Source organism: Mesorhizobium sp. WSM4850, assembly GCF_055811735.1.
This window is the reverse complement of the sequence record NZ_JBVVPV010000009.1, coordinates 40242-55665: the sequence shown is the minus strand read 5'-3', so window position 1 is coordinate 55665 and position 15424 is coordinate 40242. Positions and strand designations below refer to the sequence as shown.

General features: G+C 63.6%; 15 protein-coding genes and 1 pseudogene. 2 read left to right on the top strand and 14 right to left on the bottom strand.

Going from position 1 to position 15424, the window contains the following annotated elements:
* Positions 1-48: 48 nt before the first annotated feature.
* The 12 genes and pseudogenes from AC0L2Z_RS12075 to AC0L2Z_RS12020 form a co-directional block, all read right to left on the bottom strand.
* Positions 49-1230, bottom strand: a complete 1182-nt coding sequence (locus AC0L2Z_RS12075) for an aldose 1-epimerase family protein (protein ID WP_473628123.1) — start codon at positions 1228-1230, stop codon at positions 49-51.
* A 16-nt stretch (positions 1231-1246) separates the two neighbouring features.
* Positions 1247-2029 (bottom strand): ATP-binding cassette domain-containing protein, encoded by a 783-nt coding sequence (locus tag AC0L2Z_RS12070; RefSeq protein ID WP_473480040.1) that lies wholly within the window; start codon positions 2027-2029, stop codon positions 1247-1249.
* Positions 2026-3030: an ABC transporter permease gene (locus AC0L2Z_RS12065; protein WP_473628121.1), complete on the bottom strand. Its 1005-nt coding sequence runs from the start codon at positions 3028-3030 to the stop codon at positions 2026-2028. Before AC0L2Z_RS12065 ends, AC0L2Z_RS12070 begins: the two co-directional genes overlap by 4 nt.
* Positions 3031-3091: 61 nt before the next feature.
* On the bottom strand, positions 3092-4033 hold the full coding sequence (locus AC0L2Z_RS12060; RefSeq protein ID WP_473628119.1) for a sugar ABC transporter substrate-binding protein: 942 nt from the start codon (positions 4031-4033) through the stop codon (positions 3092-3094).
* Between the two features lie 25 nt (positions 4034-4058).
* The gene (locus tag AC0L2Z_RS12055; RefSeq protein WP_473628117.1) at positions 4059-4973 is read right to left on the bottom strand and encodes a sugar phosphate isomerase/epimerase family protein; all 915 of its coding nucleotides are present in this window, start codon (positions 4971-4973) and stop codon (positions 4059-4061) included.
* 26 nt (positions 4974-4999) lie between these two features.
* On the bottom strand, positions 5000-6112 hold the full coding sequence (locus tag AC0L2Z_RS12050) for a Gfo/Idh/MocA family protein (RefSeq protein ID WP_473628116.1): 1113 nt from the start codon (positions 6110-6112) through the stop codon (positions 5000-5002).
* 35 nt (positions 6113-6147) lie between these two features.
* A complete protein-coding gene (locus AC0L2Z_RS12045) occupies positions 6148-7239 on the bottom strand; it encodes an ABC transporter ATP-binding protein (protein WP_128247700.1) in 1092 nt (363 codons plus the stop codon).
* Positions 7240-7243: 4 nt separating this feature from the next.
* Positions 7244-8329, bottom strand: a complete 1086-nt coding sequence (locus AC0L2Z_RS12040; RefSeq protein ID WP_473628115.1) for an ABC transporter ATP-binding protein — start codon at positions 8327-8329, stop codon at positions 7244-7246.
* Entirely contained in the window at positions 8326-9285 is a 960-nt protein-coding gene (locus AC0L2Z_RS12035; protein WP_123152065.1) for a carbohydrate ABC transporter permease, read from the bottom strand. The genes AC0L2Z_RS12040 and AC0L2Z_RS12035 overlap by 4 nt, the downstream gene beginning before the upstream one ends.
* Positions 9282-10142: a carbohydrate ABC transporter permease gene (locus tag AC0L2Z_RS12030; RefSeq protein ID WP_123152066.1), complete on the bottom strand. Its 861-nt coding sequence runs from the start codon at positions 10140-10142 to the stop codon at positions 9282-9284. Before AC0L2Z_RS12030 ends, AC0L2Z_RS12035 begins: the two co-directional genes overlap by 4 nt.
* A 78-nt stretch (positions 10143-10220) precedes the next feature.
* The gene (locus AC0L2Z_RS12025) at positions 10221-10766 is read right to left on the bottom strand and encodes a hypothetical protein (protein WP_473628149.1); all 546 of its coding nucleotides are present in this window, start codon (positions 10764-10766) and stop codon (positions 10221-10223) included.
* A gap of 85 nt (positions 10767-10851) precedes the next feature.
* Positions 10852-11598, bottom strand: a pseudogene (locus tag AC0L2Z_RS12020) (ABC transporter substrate-binding protein); the annotation flags it as partial.
* A gap of 604 nt (positions 11599-12202) precedes the next feature.
* Between AC0L2Z_RS12020 and AC0L2Z_RS12015 the strand changes: the two are divergent.
* Positions 12203-13234, top strand: coding sequence for a LacI family DNA-binding transcriptional regulator (locus AC0L2Z_RS12015; protein ID WP_023798621.1), 1032 nt, complete (start codon positions 12203-12205; stop codon positions 13232-13234).
* Positions 13235-13323: 89 nt separating this feature from the next.
* Complete coding sequence (locus tag AC0L2Z_RS12010) at positions 13324-13527, top strand: SIP domain-containing protein (protein WP_473628114.1); 204 nt, start codon at positions 13324-13326, stop codon at positions 13525-13527.
* Between the two features lie 216 nt (positions 13528-13743).
* On the opposite strand, the gene AC0L2Z_RS12005 is transcribed toward AC0L2Z_RS12010, so the two are convergent.
* A complete protein-coding gene (locus AC0L2Z_RS12005) occupies positions 13744-14178 on the bottom strand; it encodes an aconitase X swivel domain-containing protein (RefSeq protein ID WP_473628112.1) in 435 nt (144 codons plus the stop codon).
* Positions 14175-15422, bottom strand: a complete 1248-nt coding sequence (locus AC0L2Z_RS12000) for an aconitase X (protein WP_473628111.1) — start codon at positions 15420-15422, stop codon at positions 14175-14177. The genes AC0L2Z_RS12005 and AC0L2Z_RS12000 overlap by 4 nt, the downstream gene beginning before the upstream one ends.
* Between the last annotated feature and the right edge of the window lie 2 nt (positions 15423-15424).

Here is a 15424-nt window from a genome sequence, read left to right as displayed (position 1 = left end):
GGCCGAGGCCAGCCTTCCAACTGGTGTTTCGCACCGCCTTCGCCATTGTCACGACCTGCCTCCGAGAACAGGAAAATGACCCGATGGCCGCGGATAATCCTCCCGCGGCTGCCTGGCAATCGCTGCGATCCGGCTCTCGGCGGCGGCGATCTCGCCGGCGCCGTCGAGAACCCGAAACACCGCTTCGTACGAACGGCTTTCGCCGTGCTCCAGCCAGATCATCTCGCCGCGCTCGCGCGCTGCCAGATTGCCCAGCACATGATGCGTCGACGGCTCGATGCCGAGCGCATAATGCCCAGCCTGGAAATTCTGCCACTCATAGGCGCAAGGCAACTGGTGCTTGCGGGTGACGACTTCGAGACCGAGGCCGAGACGGTCGTTGACCACCGCCACCGGCACGTCGCCGTTGGCGTCGGCGCCGAGTTCGTGCTGCCAGACCTGTTCCGTGAAGCCCAGTTGCGGTGCCGGCGCCGTGCGGTAGCCGACCTTCTGCGCTTCATAGCGCTCGCCGGCATGGCCCGCCCAGACGACGTCGCGGATCGGCGCCAGGTAGCGCGAGCCCTCGTCGAGCACCGGATGGCTGACATTGATGTGATAAAAGTACATATGCGGCGTGCGGCTAAAACCGTGATTGACGACGCGGTCCGAAAGCCGGATCTCGTTGCCGCCGACATCGGCCTCGATCCGCCGCAGCAGATGCAGATCCTCGCCGAACACCGTCGACTGCTGAACGATGCCTTCGGCCCACAGCACGCAGCGGTCGCCGTCCCATGTCTCGCCATAGCCAGTCAATCGCGCCGGGATGGTGCTGACGCGGCCATGCAGCGAATGGCGCACCGTCTTCTTCGGCGGATAATGGTAGCTGTCGGCGGGTACCTCGTTCATGAACAATATGTGGTCAAGGCCGCAGGTCAGCAGCAGGCCGGAAAACGACCGCGCCCAGGCCAGCCCCTCCTCGCCTTCATATTCGTGCAGGCCGGGATGGCGAAAGCCGCTCGGCGAATGCCAGCCGATCGCCTGGCCCCTAAAATCGCAATCGGCGATGTCGAGCGCCCGGTCGACCAGCGCGGTGAAGCGCAGGCCGGAGCCGGTGCGGAATTCGAGCATGCGGATGCCGCGCTCCACCCCGTCGCCAAGCGTCATCAGCCGCACGCCGGCGAACTGCGACAGCATGCCGGACCGTTCCGAGACCTGCCGGCGCGAAAGCGTCTTGCCGTAAAGCTCTACCATCTGACGGCCAGTTCCTTCACTTCGCTCTCGTCTCCTTGAGCAGGGCCGACATGTCGGCGCCGGTGATGATGCTCTCCACCGTCAGCAGATCGGTATCGGCGACCGTCTGCTCGGCGACGATCTCGCCACGGCGCATGACGATGATGCGGTCGGCGACCTGGAAGACATGATGGATATTGTGGGTGATCAAAAGCACCGAATGGCCGGCGGCGCGCATCTCCTTGACGAAACGCAGCACACCGTGCGTTTCCTCGACGCCGAGATTGTTGGTCGGCTCGTCAAGGATGATGACCTTGGCGGCGAACTGCATGGCCCGCGAAATGGCGATCGACTGGCGCTCACCGCCCGACAATGTGCTGACCAGCGCATCGGCGTCGAGTTTTTTCGAGATGCCGACGCGCTTCAAAAGTGCCGCGGCGGCATCACGCAATTTGGCGAGGTCGAGCGGCGCGAACACGCCCAGCCATTTCAGATTGACCGGCTCGCGACCGAGAAAGAGGTTGCGCGCGATGCTCAGGTCCGGCGCCAACGAGGTATCCTGGTGGATCGTCTCGATGCCGAGATCCATGGCGTCGCGCGTCGAGCGGATCGAGACTTTTTGGCCGCGCACATAGATGTCGCCGCGGTCGACGGGAAAGACGCCGGAGATCGCCTTGATCAGCGTGGATTTGCCGGCGCCATTGTCGCCGAGCAAGGCCACCACTTCGCCCTCGTTGAGGGTGAAGGAGGCGCTCTTCAGCGCGCGAACGCTGCCGAAGGATTTTTGCAGATTGTGCAGCCGAAGCACTTCCATGGTCAGTTCCTGGCGGCGTTCTTCTGCAGCAAAGCGTGCAGGATGAGCATGGCAAGGATGATGACGCCGACGAAGATATTGTAGGCAAGCCCCGGCACACCAACCAGTACGATGCCGTTGCGGATGCTGCGCAGCATCAGCGCGCCGACGATGGTGCCCAGGATGGTGCCGCGCCCGCCGGTCAGCGCCGTGCCGCCAACCACCACCATGGCGATCACTTCGAGCTCGTATCCGGTGCCGGCTACCGGCGAGGCGGCCGAGATGCGGAACGCACTGATCATGCCGGCCAGACCCGCCAGCACTGAGGTCAGGATGAACAGCCAGACCTTGACCGCATCGGCCGGCACGCCGCGCGCAACCGCAGCGTTGCGGTTCGAACCGATGGCGCTGATCCAGTTGCCGAGCTTGGCGTAGTGCAGCACGTAGATCGCCAGCAGCGACAGGCCGATGAACCACCACAGCGAGGTATAGAAACGGAACGTTCCGATATTGAAGCTGCCGGCCAGCAGTGTCACGAAAAAGCCAGGCTGGTCCCAGGATTTCAGCGGAAAGCCTTGCGTGATGTAGAGCGCCGCCCCTCGCACGACGAGCAGCATCGACAGCGTCACCAGGAAGGAGGAGATACCGATCTTGGTGACGATCAGCCCGTTGATGGCGCCGATCGCCACGCACAGCAATAGCCCGGCAAGCAGCGCGATGCCGATATCGAACCCGCCGTTCTGCACCAAAAGCAGGACGACGACCGGCGCCAGGCCGAACACGGCGCCGACCGAAAGGTCGAACTCGCCCGCCGTCAGAAGCAGCGTCATGCCGAGCGCGATGATGCCGAGTTCGGGCAGGAACGCCATCATGTTGGAGATGTTGAGCGGCGACAGGAAGTTCCCGTCGGCGATCGCGAACACCGCCAGCAGGACAATCAGGATGACGAGCGAAGAGAATTGCGGCGAGCGGATCAGGCTCGACCTGCGTTTGGAGCGCGGCATTTCCTGTTCTGCGGCGATAGTCATGACTGCTTGGACCATATCTCAGGGCGGCGCCCGCCGCCTGCGCAGCGGGCGTCAGTCTCAATCACTTGTCGTAGAGTTTCAGGATCGGTTCGACGCTCGATGCGTCGTAGAGGCTGAAAGTGTGGATATCGTAGCCGATCGGTTCGCCCGCGGCGGCAAGCCCGAGCAGCGCCACCGGCATGAAGCCCTGCGCCGACGGAAACTGCCAGGCAGCCGCGTTGACGAAGCCGGCCTTGACGGCTTCGGCGGTCTCCCGGGAATTGCCCCAACCTACGACCGGGATCGTGCCGGCCGGCACGCCGGCGCCGTCGAACACCCGCTTGATGCTGGCCGCCACGGAATCGCCGAGCGCGATGATCGCCGGCGGATTGTTGGCGACCATGTAGTCGGTCATCTTGGCGATGATGCCGGCCGGATCGGTGCCGCAATCGACCACGTCGTATTTGATGCCGAGCGGATCGAAGACGCTGGCGATGCCTTCGGTCTCGAGCTGCTGATAGCTGGCGCCCGGCACTTCCACCGGCAGGAACACCTTGTCGCCTTGCTTCACCATCTTGTGGTCGACCAGATATTTCGCCCAGATGACGCCGGCTTGCCTGATGTCGGCGCCGACATAGGCCTGCCGGCCGGTCGCTGGATCGTCGGTGTTGAAGAACACGATCGGGACGCCAGCCGCCTTGGCTGCCTTGACCTCCTCGTTCCATAGGCCGGGCTGCGCCGAGGTGGTGGCGATGCCGTCCGGCTTGGCGGCAAGTGCGGAGTTGAAGGCCTCCTTCTGCGCCGCCATGTCGCCGCCGCTGAACGAGATCTTGCAGGTCACCTTGAGCTGGTCGCAGGCCTTGGTCGCGCCTGCATTCCAGTCGATCCAGAAGGCGTCCGACGGGCCGCCATGCGACAGCAGGTAGAACGTCTTCTGAGCATCCTGCGCCAGCGCCGGTGCAGCCAGTGCAACACCGGCGAACACGGTCGCCGCAGCCGCGATTTTCGATACGAATCTCAACATTCTCTTCCTCCCTTTTTTGTGGCCGTCACAGTCCGTTGGCGCGGAATTTCTCGTCGAGGAATTTCTTGGCGCGCGGCACGTCGTCCTCCGAAAGGTGCTCGATGATGACCGGGATGTTCGGGTGCTTATCGGCCAAACGCTTGAGATAGAGGTCGTAGTTCAGCGAACCGAGGCCGGGCGCCGGCAGCTCGATCTCGCCGACACCGCGAAAAGTGTGGCTTTCCAGCGCGTCCTCGTCGCCGATATCGGCGTGCTTCTCCGACTTGTCGCCGCCCGAGCGCTTGACGTCCTTGGCGTGGGCTATTTTGATCTTGTCGGTCAGGGTGTCGAATACCTGGTTCAGGATCTGGTCCATCCTGTCGATGTTATGGGTCTCGAAATAGTTGGTCGGATCCATCAACAGGCCGAGGCCGGGATGGTCGACCTGCGCGAACATCTTCACCGTCTCCTCGACCGAGCCGACGACATTGTTGACATAGGTTTCGAGCAGGAACACCGCGCCGTGGTCGTAGGCGGTCTGGGCAAGGTCGGCGATGACCTTGCGGCATTCCTCAAAACCTTCCTCGGTCTTGTTCTTGGGATGGTGCACCCAGTCGGATTCGGTGTTGTAGGTGCCGGTTTCCGAGATCACGTAAGGCGTGCCGAATTCGCGCGCATTGCGGATGATCTCCTTGAGATAGCCGACGCGCCTCTCGCGCTCGCCCATGTCCGGATGAATGATGTTGGTGTAGCCCGACACGCAGCACACCGGCAGGTTATGGTCGCGAAACGTGTCGCGAACTGTCCTGGCCTTTTCCTTGGTGATCTGCCCGACCGACAGGTCGATATCCCTGAAATGCAGGTCGAGCTGCACCGTGTTGAAATCGAGCGCGCGGATCTTCTGCGCGGTTTCCTTGAGGCCGTACGGGAAATAGCCCGTGAAGATACCTGCCTGCATCATGATATGAAATTCTCCCTGTAAGCGATTCAGTTGATTGGGTTTATCGAGATTTCGGACAGCTTGACCGTGCGGCGCTCGTCGATCGAGCGATAGCCGGCTTCGATCAGCGCCATGGTCTTGACGTTGTCGGCGACGGAAAGTGCCGGCGGCTCACCCGTCTTGACCGCATGCTGGAGTTGCTCCATCACGCCGATGAAGGCGTGCGGGAACCACATCGTGCTCCAGCTGGGGGTGACCCATTCACCGTCGGTGATCTCGGTCGAGGCATAGGTCAGCGTCGAGGCCGAACCCGTCGGCCAGCCGATCGTGCCCTTGGCGACGCCCTTGGTGCCGTCGACGCGCCAGTTGATGTGCTGGTCGTCCTTGTAGCCGTCCTGGCGCGGGCCGGACCAGACATCCTCCAGCGACACAGCGAGCACGCCGGACGGAAACCGCAGCGTCGAAACTGTGATGCCGTCAGAATGGTCGAAGCGCGTGCGCGGATCCTTGCGGGTCAGCGTGGTGATCTCGTCGGGATCGCCGAACAGAAAACGCAGCACATCGAGATGGTGGACACTCATATTGGCGAGCGTCAGCCGGTTGTAGTCCTCGAGAAACGTCTGCCAGTGCGGGATCGCATGCATGTCGATCTGGGCGAAGACGATGTCGCCGAGCGCGCCGCTGTCGATGATCTGCTTCAGCACCCGCATCGACTGGTCGTAGCGCATGTTCTGGTTGACCGAGAGGATCTTGCCGGCCCTGGCCGCCTCGTCACGCAGTTTGACCGCTTCATCGAGCGACAGCGCCAGCGGCTTTTGCGCCAGGATCGCCTTGATATGCTGCTGCTTCAGCGCATGGCGGATCAGTGCCGGCTGCTGGTCCGGCGGAAACGCAAGGTCGATGATCTCGACATTTTTGTCCTCGATCAATTGTTCCGGCGTGTCGTGGACGGTCGGTATCTCCCAGCGCCTGGCGACCTTCTCGGCGCTGGCCTTGGTCCTGGAGGCGATCGACACCACGGGAAAACCAGCTTCCTGGTAGGCCGCAAGGTGACATTCGGCCATGATCATGCCGGCGCCGACGCAGCCGATCCTGTATTCCCTGGTGCGGACTTTAACGTCCGGCTCGAAGTCCTTGCCCGCTATTCCTTCGCCAGCCATCTGATCCTCCCGAAGCTCGTTTCTTAGAACCGCTGTCATCGTGCCAACGCTGCCCCGCTTTGCCCGAAATAATGCACCCTGCCCGGCTCGCAGGATATCGCCACCATCGCGTCCGGCCTGATATCGGGCTGGCCGCGCAGCAGTGCCCGCAGACGCGCCTGCCCGGCGGCGAGTGTCACCACGGTGTAGCCGCCGAGCGGCTCGACCTCGAACACTCGCGCCGGGCGGCCCGCGCGCCCAACCGACATTCCATCATCCGATATTTCCCCATCCTGCCAGGGCCGGACCTTGATGTCTTCCGGCCTGAGCCCGATCTCGACGGCATCGGCCGGCGCGGCCTTGTCCGCGATGCGGATCGTGCCTTCGGCCGCTTCCATGCCTTCCGCGCCGCGCACCGACTTCAAGATGTTCATCATCGGCGAACCGAGCAGCCGCGCGACATAGGTGCTGGCCGGCCGATCATAGATCTCGGCCGGCGCGCCGGTCTGCCTGATCCTGCCGTTTTCCAGAATGGCGATACGGTCGGCGACAGACATCGCCTCTTCCTGGTCGTGCGTGACATAAATCAGCGTCTTGCCGAGCTCGCGCTGGATGCGCTTCAGCTCGACGCGAGTCTCCTCGCGAAGCCTGGCGTCGAGCGCCGAGATCGGATCGTCCATCAGATAGGCATTGGGGTCGCGCACCAGCGCCCGAGCGATCGCCACGCGCTGCCGCTCGCCGCCCGAAAGCTGCGCCGGCGGCTTATGCAGGATGTGGCCGATATGCAGCTTGGCCGCGACGTCTGCGACACGCTTTTCGATTTCGGCCTCGGCGACCCGGCGTTCGACCAGGGGAAAGCGGACATTGTCGCGCGCGCTCATATGCGGAAACAGCGCCAGGTTCTGGAACACCATGGCGACATTGCGTTCGGCCGGCGACACCGTGTTGACCGGCCTGCCGCCGATCAGGATTTCGCCGGCGTCCGGCGTCTCCAGCCCGAGCACCAGACGCAGCACCGTCGACTTGCCCGATAGCGGCGGGCCGAAGAAGCAGAAGAACTCATTGTCGTTGACAGTGAACGAGGCGTCGTCGACGGCGAGCGTGTCGCCATAGCGTTTCGTCACATTGCGGAAGACGATATCGGCCATGGTCTCAGCCCGCCTTCATGGCAAGGCCGGTGGCGGCGTCGAACACACGCACGGACGCCTGGGCCGGCGCGACAACCGCTGTCTGCCCGATCGCCAGCCCGACGTCATTGTCGAACACCGCCTTCACCGTGCTCTCGCCCTGGCCGAAATGGACGATGGTGCGCGCGCCGATGCGCTCGACGAATGTTACCGGCATCGACAGGCCGCGGTCTGAGAGAATCACCTGCTCAGGCCGAAAGCCGTAGAGCACATCTTCGCGCGCGGCCCTCACCGCCGGGGCGAGATTGTCCGGCAGCGGCGGCGTGACACCGATCGGCCCGAGATCGATGACCAGGCCACGGCCGCTTTCCGCCGGCCTGCCCTTGAGCAGGTTCATGCCCGGCGCACCGATGAAGCGGGCGACAAAGACACTGGCCGGATCGTTGTAGACCTCGAGCGGCGTGCCGACCTGCTGCAGCACGCCATGGTCCATCACCGCGATGCGATCAGCCATGGTCATCGCTTCGAGCTGGTCGTGGGTGACATAGACCATGGTCTGCCGGAACTGACGCTGCAGCTGTTTCAATTCGGTCCGCATGACAGCCCGGAAGGCGGCGTCGACATTGGACAGCGGCTCGTCCAGCAGGAAAATCGCCGGCTCCATGATCGCCGAACGGCCGATCGCCACGCGCTGCAATATGTTGACCGACAGCCTGCCGGCCTTGCGGTCGAGCAGCGAAGTCAGTTGAAGCATCTCGGCGATCGCGCCCACGCGGCGGTCGATCTCTGCCCTCGGCGCGCCGCGCATTTTTGGGCCGTAGGCGAGGTTCTGCCGCACGCTCATATGGGTGAAGATCGCATAGTTCTGGAAGACGAAGCCGACGCCGCGCCGCGGCATCGGCACGCCGGCCATGTCGCGCTCGCCGAACACGATCTTGCCGCTGGTCGGCTCTTCCATGCCGGCGATCATGTTCATCGTCGTCGACTTGCCGCAGCCCGACGGCCCAAGCAGCGCCATGAACTCGCCGTCGGCGATGGCAAGATCCATCGTCTTCAAGGCGGTAAAGTCGCCGAACTTCTTGACCAGGTTCTGCAGATGGATCGCACTCATGCCGGTACCTCCCGCGCGCGGGCCATGCGCTTCATGGCAAACACCGCGGCGATGGACAGCACGATCAGGATGGCCAGCGCGATCGCCGCGACATAGCCCCAGATCAGGTCCTGGGTGGTGAGCTTGTAGATGTAGACGGAAATGGTCTCGGTGGCGACGCCGGGACCGCCGCCCGTCATGATGTAGAGCGTGTCGAAGATCTTGAAGTTCTCGATGACCCTGATTGCCAGTGCGATGATGATGATCGTCTTCATCTTCGGCAGCACGATGGTGACGAAGCGCTGCCAGGGATTGGCGCCAAGCAGCGTGGCCGCTTTGATCTGGTCCTCGGGCACGCCGACCAGGCCGGCAAGCAGGATGAGGAACATCAGCGGCGTCCATTGCCAGATGTCGGCGAGCATGACGGCGATGAGCGCTAGCGTCGGGTCCGACAGCCAGGCGATGGTGACGGGAAAGCCTGATAGCGCCGACAGGATGTCGTTGACCGGTCCGCCCGACTGGAACAGCATGAAGAACATGTAGCCGGCCACCGCCGGCACCACCATCATCGGCATCAGCAGGATCGAATAGAAGATCCGCTTGCCCGGGAACTCGTCGGCAAACAGCGTGGCGAGTGCCAAGCCGAGCAGGAATTCCGCCGGCACGCAGACGATCATGACGATGGCCGTTCTCTTGAGCGCGCTCCAGAAGCGCGCGTCGGCGGCAAGGTCGGTGTAGTTGGCGAAGTTGTTCCACAGCGACCAGGCGCTCCACCAGCCGAGGCCGGACAGCGGCGACCAGTCGGTCAGGCTGATATAGAGCTGCATCAACAGCGGAAACACCGCGATGAACAGCACCAGGATCTGCGCCGGCAGTGTCAGCCGGAAACCGAGCTTTACCCCTTCGTCCCGAAGGGTCGGCTTTGCCTGGACGGTTTTCATCACGTCCTCCGGAATCGTGGCGGTGACGGCGCTCATTGCTTGAGCGCCCCGAAGGTCAGCCCGCGCACCAAATGGCGCTGGATCGCGATGCCCATGATGACAGGCGGCACCGCCGCGATCAGGCCGAGTGCCGCCTTGGCACCGTAGAGCTGGCCGGTCATCGAAGACGACAGCGAGGCCATGTAGACCGGCACCGTCACCCATTCGCGTGTCGTCAAAAGCAGCGCGATCAGATAGTCCGACCAGTTGAGGATGAAGACGAACAGCGCGGCACTGGCCAGCGGCGCGCGCATCATCGGCAGCGTGATGCGGGTGAAGACGCGCAATCGCGAGCAGCCCTCGACCAGCGCCGCTTCCTCGATCTCGCGCGGCATGTCGTCGAAGAACGTCTTCATCAGCCAGAACGCAAAGGGCAGCGTGACGATGCCGTAGATCAGCGACAGCCCCCACCAGCTGTCGGTAAAGTTGAGAAAGGCCCACATGATCATCACCGGGGTCATCACCGCCATCGGCGGAAACAGGCGGAGCTGGATCAGCGCCAGCGGCAGGTTCTGGCCCGAGCCGAAGCGCGACAGCCCGTAGGCCGCCGCGGTGCCCGCCGACATGGCGATCGCCGTTCCGAACACCGCCGACAGCAGCGATGACAGGATCGGTTTTAGGGCGGTACGGTCGAGCGCGACGATCAGGTTGTTAGTCGATTCACCGAAGACGAAGCGGAAATTGCTGAGCGTCGGGTTCTTCGGCCACCAGGTTAGGTCGGCGCCGGTCGCCGACCATTCGGCGATCGGCTTGAAGGCCATCGAGACCATCCACAGGATCGGCACCAGCGTCACCGCCATAGCAGCAAGGATCGCTGCATAGCGGAATATTTCGAAAGGAACGGAACGCTTCATTTTGCAGCTTTGCTGGTACCATCGTTTGCGGAGGGGAAGAGCAAACTCCTCCCCTCCATTCGTATGCTGGGAGGAAGATCAGCTGATCGGATCGAGAACGGTGGGCCAGGCCTCCTTGTTGGTCTTGATGGCTTCGAGAAGCTTCTCCTCGCCGGTGCGGCGGGCGATCTTCTTCCATTCGGCCTCGGTGTCGACCATCGCCTGCTCGGGGGTCTTGGCCTTGGTCAGCGCGGCAACGAGGTTCTCGTCCAGCGCATTGTGGAAGGCGGTGGCGCCGGGATAGTTGATGGTCGGCACGGTGCGGGCGACCGTCTCGCGCACCACATCCATGTGGTAGGCGTGATAGGTCTGGCGGACCAGCGGGTCGGAGAAATCCGACAACCGGAACGGATCGAAATAGCCGCCCGGATTGGCGGTCATCCAGGCATAGATGCGGCTCGAACCGAGCCACTGCAGGAACAGGTAGCAGGCCTCCGGATTCTTGGCCTGCGACGAGACCGAGGCCGACAGATTGAGCCACAGCACCGAGCGGCTGATCAGCTTGCCGTCGATCTCGCGGCCGGGCGGCAGCATCGAGCCGATCTTGCCGGTGACGGCTGAATCCTTGTTGCCGGCATTGTCCAAAAATTGGCAGGTTGGAGAAGGCGCAGGTCATCGCGGCGCCGCCCTTGGCAAAATTTCCGTACTGCTCCGGCCAGCCCCAAGAGATCGCATCCGGCGAATGGTGGGCCAGCGAGGCGATGTACTCGTTAACAGCGGCAATGCCTTGCTGCGAATTGATCAGCGGCTTGCCGGTATCGTCGAACAGGAACTGATTTGGCGAAGCCATTGAAACATAACGCTGATACCAGTTGGTGTAGCCCCAGCCCTGGTTGCGCAGATCGGTCGAACCGAACAGGCCCTTGTCCGGGCGATGGAAGAAGGCGGCGATCTCGTCATGCTGCTTCCAGGTCTTCGGCGGCGCCAGTTCATAGCCATGCTTGTCGGAGAAGGCTTTCTTCTCGGCCGCGTCGCCGAACAGATCGGTGCGATAGACCCAAGTCTGGAAATCGCCGTCCAGCGACACGCCATAGGTCGAGCCGCGATACTGGTTGAGCAGCGAGACGCCCTTGGCGCCGTCGACATAGCCGCGCTCGGGGTCGTCCCATTCCGGCTTGTACTGGGCGACGAAGTCGTCGAGCTTCAGGATGCCGCCGGTTTCGGCGAGGTCGCCGAGACGGTTCCATTCCACCGCGTAGATGTCATAGGCGCCACCCTTGGTGGAGATGTCCTGCATCGTCTTGGTGAATTCCTGGCCGTTCGGCACGCCGACGATCTCGATCGGAATGCCGGTTTCCTTCTCCCACAGATCCTTGATCGAGGGCGCGCCGGCGGGAAATTGCTGCGTCAGTTGGCCGATCGAGCCGTCGGACAGGCCAAGCACGATCTTGGCCGGGGCCTTGCCGGCCCCCTTCATCGCCTTGGCCGCCTCGATGGCGCGGCCTTCCGGCGTGTCGGGCCCATATTGATAGCGCTCCGAGCCGTCGAAGCCGGTCGGGCCGCCGATCATGCCCGGCGCCAGCGCATCGGCCGCGTAGGCGCGGCTGGGGCGGATGAATTTCGGTGCGATACCTGCGGCGGCAACAAGCACGGCCGCCTTTCCACCGGACGCCAGCAGACGGCGCCGCGACATGCGGATCATATCAGACATTGGAAGTCCTCCCTCGAGGGCCTTGTTCCTCCACGGCCCTCATGATGGATATTGACGGCAGTATGGGAAGGCTGTCAACATCATAAATAATCAAAACACGTCATAACATCGCAATTGAGGGGAGAGGATGCAGTCCAGCGAGGTCAGCCAACGGCACCTAGTGCTTGAATTTGAGGGAGCGAGTGCCGCGCCGATCCTTTTCGGCCCGGCTCGACGAATTTGGTGTAGCGCGCCGGCTTGCGCATCGGCTCAGGCCGGATACATCATTTCCCATCAGAATCGCGGATGGCATGAAGCCGTCGTCCGGCATTCGAACCATTGAGCGCGCGATTTTGATGCGCGTAGCGCGCAAGCAGTGAGGTGATCGACTGTGCGGTCCACCCTGACAGACATAGCCCGGGAAGCCGGCGTTTCAGCCGCGACGGTCGATCGTGTGCTCAACAACCGCGCCGGGGTCAGGGCGCGCACCCGCGAGGTCGTGCTGGAAACGGCGCAGCGGCTGGGCTACATCGCTGAGAATTCGAACAGCCCGACCACGCGCCACGCGCTGTCCGGTGATGTGATACGGCTCGACTTCGCCCTGCCCGCCGGCACCAATTCCTTCATCAAGATGCTGCACCGGCACATCGAGGCGCAGGCGCAATCGCGGCCAGACCTCGATGTTCGCGTCGCCACGATCGAAGGCTTCAATCCCGACCGGCTTGCCCGCCTGCTGCAGGAATTGCGCGGCCAGACGCAGGGCGTCGGCGTCATCGCGCTCGATCACCCGACGGTCCGCGAGGCGATCCGTTCGCTGTCGGCCAGCGGCGTCAAGGTCGTCACCATAGCGTCCGACATCCTGCACGTGCCGAGGGTCGCCTATATCGGCATCGACAACCGCGCCGCCGGCCGGCTCGCCGGCTATCTGCTCAACCGCTTCATGGGCGCCGGTCGTCCGGGCAAGGTCGCGCTGTTCGCCGGCTCGCTCTCCTATCGCGGCCATGAGGAACGCGAGATGGGGTTCCGCCACATATTGACGGAAGAATCGCCCAATCTGCAGATCGTCGAGATGCGCGAGATGCTCGACGACCGGGAAAAGGCCTATGCGGAGGCCTCCGCCCTGCTGGACCGGCATCCGGACCTGGCCGCGATCTACAATGTCGGCGCCGGCAACACCGGCATCGCCCGCGCGCTCAAGGAGCGAGTGCGGGCGTTGTCGACCGTGTTTCTCGGCCATGAAGTGACCGAAGGCACCAAGGAGCTTTTGCTCGACGGCACGCTCGATGCAGTGATCGACCAGAACCCGCGCGTCGAGGCCCGCGAAGCGCTCAACACCTTGACCCACGCGATCAGGGGCTTGCCCTACGAGTTGCACCAGCCGAGGCTGCAGGTGATCTTCAGGGAAAGCATCCCGGAGATCTGAACGGAAGGGTCCCGGGATTACCCGGGAAAGAGAGCCAGCAGGTGCAGGCTGTGGCGCTGCGGCGATCAAGGTAATCTTGAGCTCAATGCGTGCGGACTGTTGTCTTCGGGACGACGACGACCGGGATCGCCTCCGCATGGCCGACCGGCTCAGCGTTCGGCTGGTTCGCGGCGGAAGCAGCTGCCGCCAGGATCGTTCGCGAACACTGGCGCGGCACGCTCGGGCTTGGCCGCGACGAGACGCTGGCGGCGGCCCACTGGCGACGTGGCACGGCAGGACTGATGGCCGGCTGAAAAAGACTGTTTTGATGGCGAATGCAACGCAGGCGATCCCCCTCTCCCCGTTCTTCACGGGGAGAGGGTAAGGGTGAGGGGCAGCGCGAACGTTGAGTAGAAATTCCGACGCTGGTGCTGCCCCTCATCTGCCTGCCGGCATCTTCTCCCCGTGGAAAACGGGGAGAAGGGGCTAGCCGCGACTCGACGCGACAATTCCCAATCACTCACTTTAGATCATTGCCCAATATTGACGATCGCCCGGTCATCCTCGCCGAGGCCGATCGCGATCCGGTCGCCGGAGACAATGCCCGATATGTCGCAGACGACCAGCGGCATGCTGATTTCGTAGAGGAACTCGGCGACGATGGCGCCGACGGCCAGGATCGGATCGGGCCGCTGCAGGATGATGCCGGCCGGCGCCGTGCCCCGGCGGATCGCCTCGGCCAGGACCGAAGACGAGGACGACGATCCCCGCCCGGATGCCATCACCAGGATCTTGCCGGCGAGGTTGCCGCCCGGGTGCGAACGGTCGATGATGTCGCCCGTTTCGGCATCGACGCCGCCCCAGAAGCTGAGCGCATGCGACAGCACCAGCGCCGATCCCTGCGCCTCGCCGGCAAGCTGGAACGTGCCAACTCTGTTCTGCGCTCGACTGTCCTGTTGGCTCATCGCGCGCCTCGCACGACGCGGCCGGCAGCGGCCGAGCGAACGCAGTCTGCCAGGTCGCCGAAGACCACCGACACGCCGATATTGCCGGGCGCATAATGCGCCCATTTGCCGGAATTGGTCATCACCACGCCGTCGAGACGCTCGAGCACCGAGGTGACATAGGTGCAGGTATCCGTAACCGGAATGAGGCCGAACGCATCCATGCCGGCAAGTTCGCCCTCGTCCTGCAATCTCTTGAAAGTGGCGCGCCCGGTGTTGACGTAGATCGGAATGCCCCTGCCCGGCGCCACCTCGCGCAGCATTGCCAGCAGGCGCTTCCACTCCTCGTGCGAAAAATGCGGCGTGCCGAGCGATACGGCCGCAAGCGGCGCGCCGTCGGGGACGCTCGACAGTTTTGCCAGCGCCTGGTCGATGTCGGCGCGACAGATCCGGATCGTCGCCTCCGGCGCCACGCCGCGAAATGCCTCGTCGAGCGTCCTTGCTTCCGGCGTGATGCCGACCGCATGAAACAGCGCCACCGCACCCGTCGTTGCCGCCGCCGCGCCAAGCGCCTTCAGCTGATCCTCGTCGCGCGGCTGCGGCAGGCCCGATATCACAGGAATGCGGTCGCCACTCGCTTGCCCGATGACCAGCCCGACGCCGACGAACAGGGCATCGGCAGGTTCGAAAGAACCGGTCAGCTCGAACAGGATCTGGCCGCGCCGATTATCGGTCAAATGCAGTCCCCAGGCCGGCGCGCGCCCGGTCATCGCGCAGCACAGATCGATGAAATCGCCATAGCGGTTGGTCCGCGCACCGATCACCGAATTGGCAAAGACGATTGCGTTGGACTCGCCCCAGGCGATCTGCTCGCCAAAGCCCGGCCGGAACCGCGTCTGATAGGGCGCGCAGGTGAAGGTCGCCTGGCAGCCGAGTTTTAGATGCGTCTTCATCAGCCGCCGCGCCGGCACCTCTTGCGCGGCCGGCATCTTCACCAGCCCGGGATGGATGAGGTCGAAGGAACCGACATTGAGTGTTGTTGGCACGCGGACGCGGCCGCCGCCCTCGACCAGCCTTTCGACGAAATCGAGGCTGGCCTGGCCGTGATAGAGGCAGCCGTCGATATGCGCGCCGGCAATGTCCAACAATTTGCGCGCGCCGACGGCGTTGGAAAAGGCGACCAGTATCTTCATCGCTGCGGCCACGGCCCGGCCGTGCTCGCCGCCGAGCATCGACTGGTCGCCCGCACTGAGTTCAAGCGTCATCG

Coding starts and splice junctions, on each gene's coding strand:
- AC0L2Z_RS12075 (WP_473628123.1), bottom strand. CDS start 1,230: ATGGTAGAGCTTTACGGCAAGACGCTTTCGCGCCGGCAGGTCTCGGAA.
- AC0L2Z_RS12065 (WP_473628121.1), bottom strand. CDS start 3,030: ATGACTATCGCCGCAGAACAGGAAATGCCGCGCTCCAAACGCAGGTCG.
- AC0L2Z_RS12060 (WP_473628119.1), bottom strand. CDS start 4,033: ATGTTGAGATTCGTATCGAAAATCGCGGCTGCGGCGACCGTGTTCGCC.
- AC0L2Z_RS12055 (WP_473628117.1), bottom strand. CDS start 4,973: ATGATGCAGGCAGGTATCTTCACGGGCTATTTCCCGTACGGCCTCAAG.
- AC0L2Z_RS12050 (WP_473628116.1), bottom strand. CDS start 6,112: ATGGCTGGCGAAGGAATAGCGGGCAAGGACTTCGAGCCGGACGTTAAA.
- AC0L2Z_RS12045 (WP_128247700.1), bottom strand. CDS start 7,239: ATGGCCGATATCGTCTTCCGCAATGTGACGAAACGCTATGGCGACACG.
- AC0L2Z_RS12040 (WP_473628115.1), bottom strand. CDS start 8,329: ATGAGTGCGATCCATCTGCAGAACCTGGTCAAGAAGTTCGGCGACTTT.
- AC0L2Z_RS12035 (WP_123152065.1), bottom strand. CDS start 9,285: ATGAGCGCCGTCACCGCCACGATTCCGGAGGACGTGATGAAAACCGTC.
- AC0L2Z_RS12030 (WP_123152066.1), bottom strand. CDS start 10,142: ATGAAGCGTTCCGTTCCTTTCGAAATATTCCGCTATGCAGCGATCCTT.
- AC0L2Z_RS12005 (WP_473628112.1), bottom strand. CDS start 14,178: ATGAGCCAACAGGACAGTCGAGCGCAGAACAGAGTTGGCACGTTCCAG.
- AC0L2Z_RS12000 (WP_473628111.1), bottom strand. CDS start 15,422: ATGACGCTTGAACTCAGTGCGGGCGACCAGTCGATGCTCGGCGGCGAG.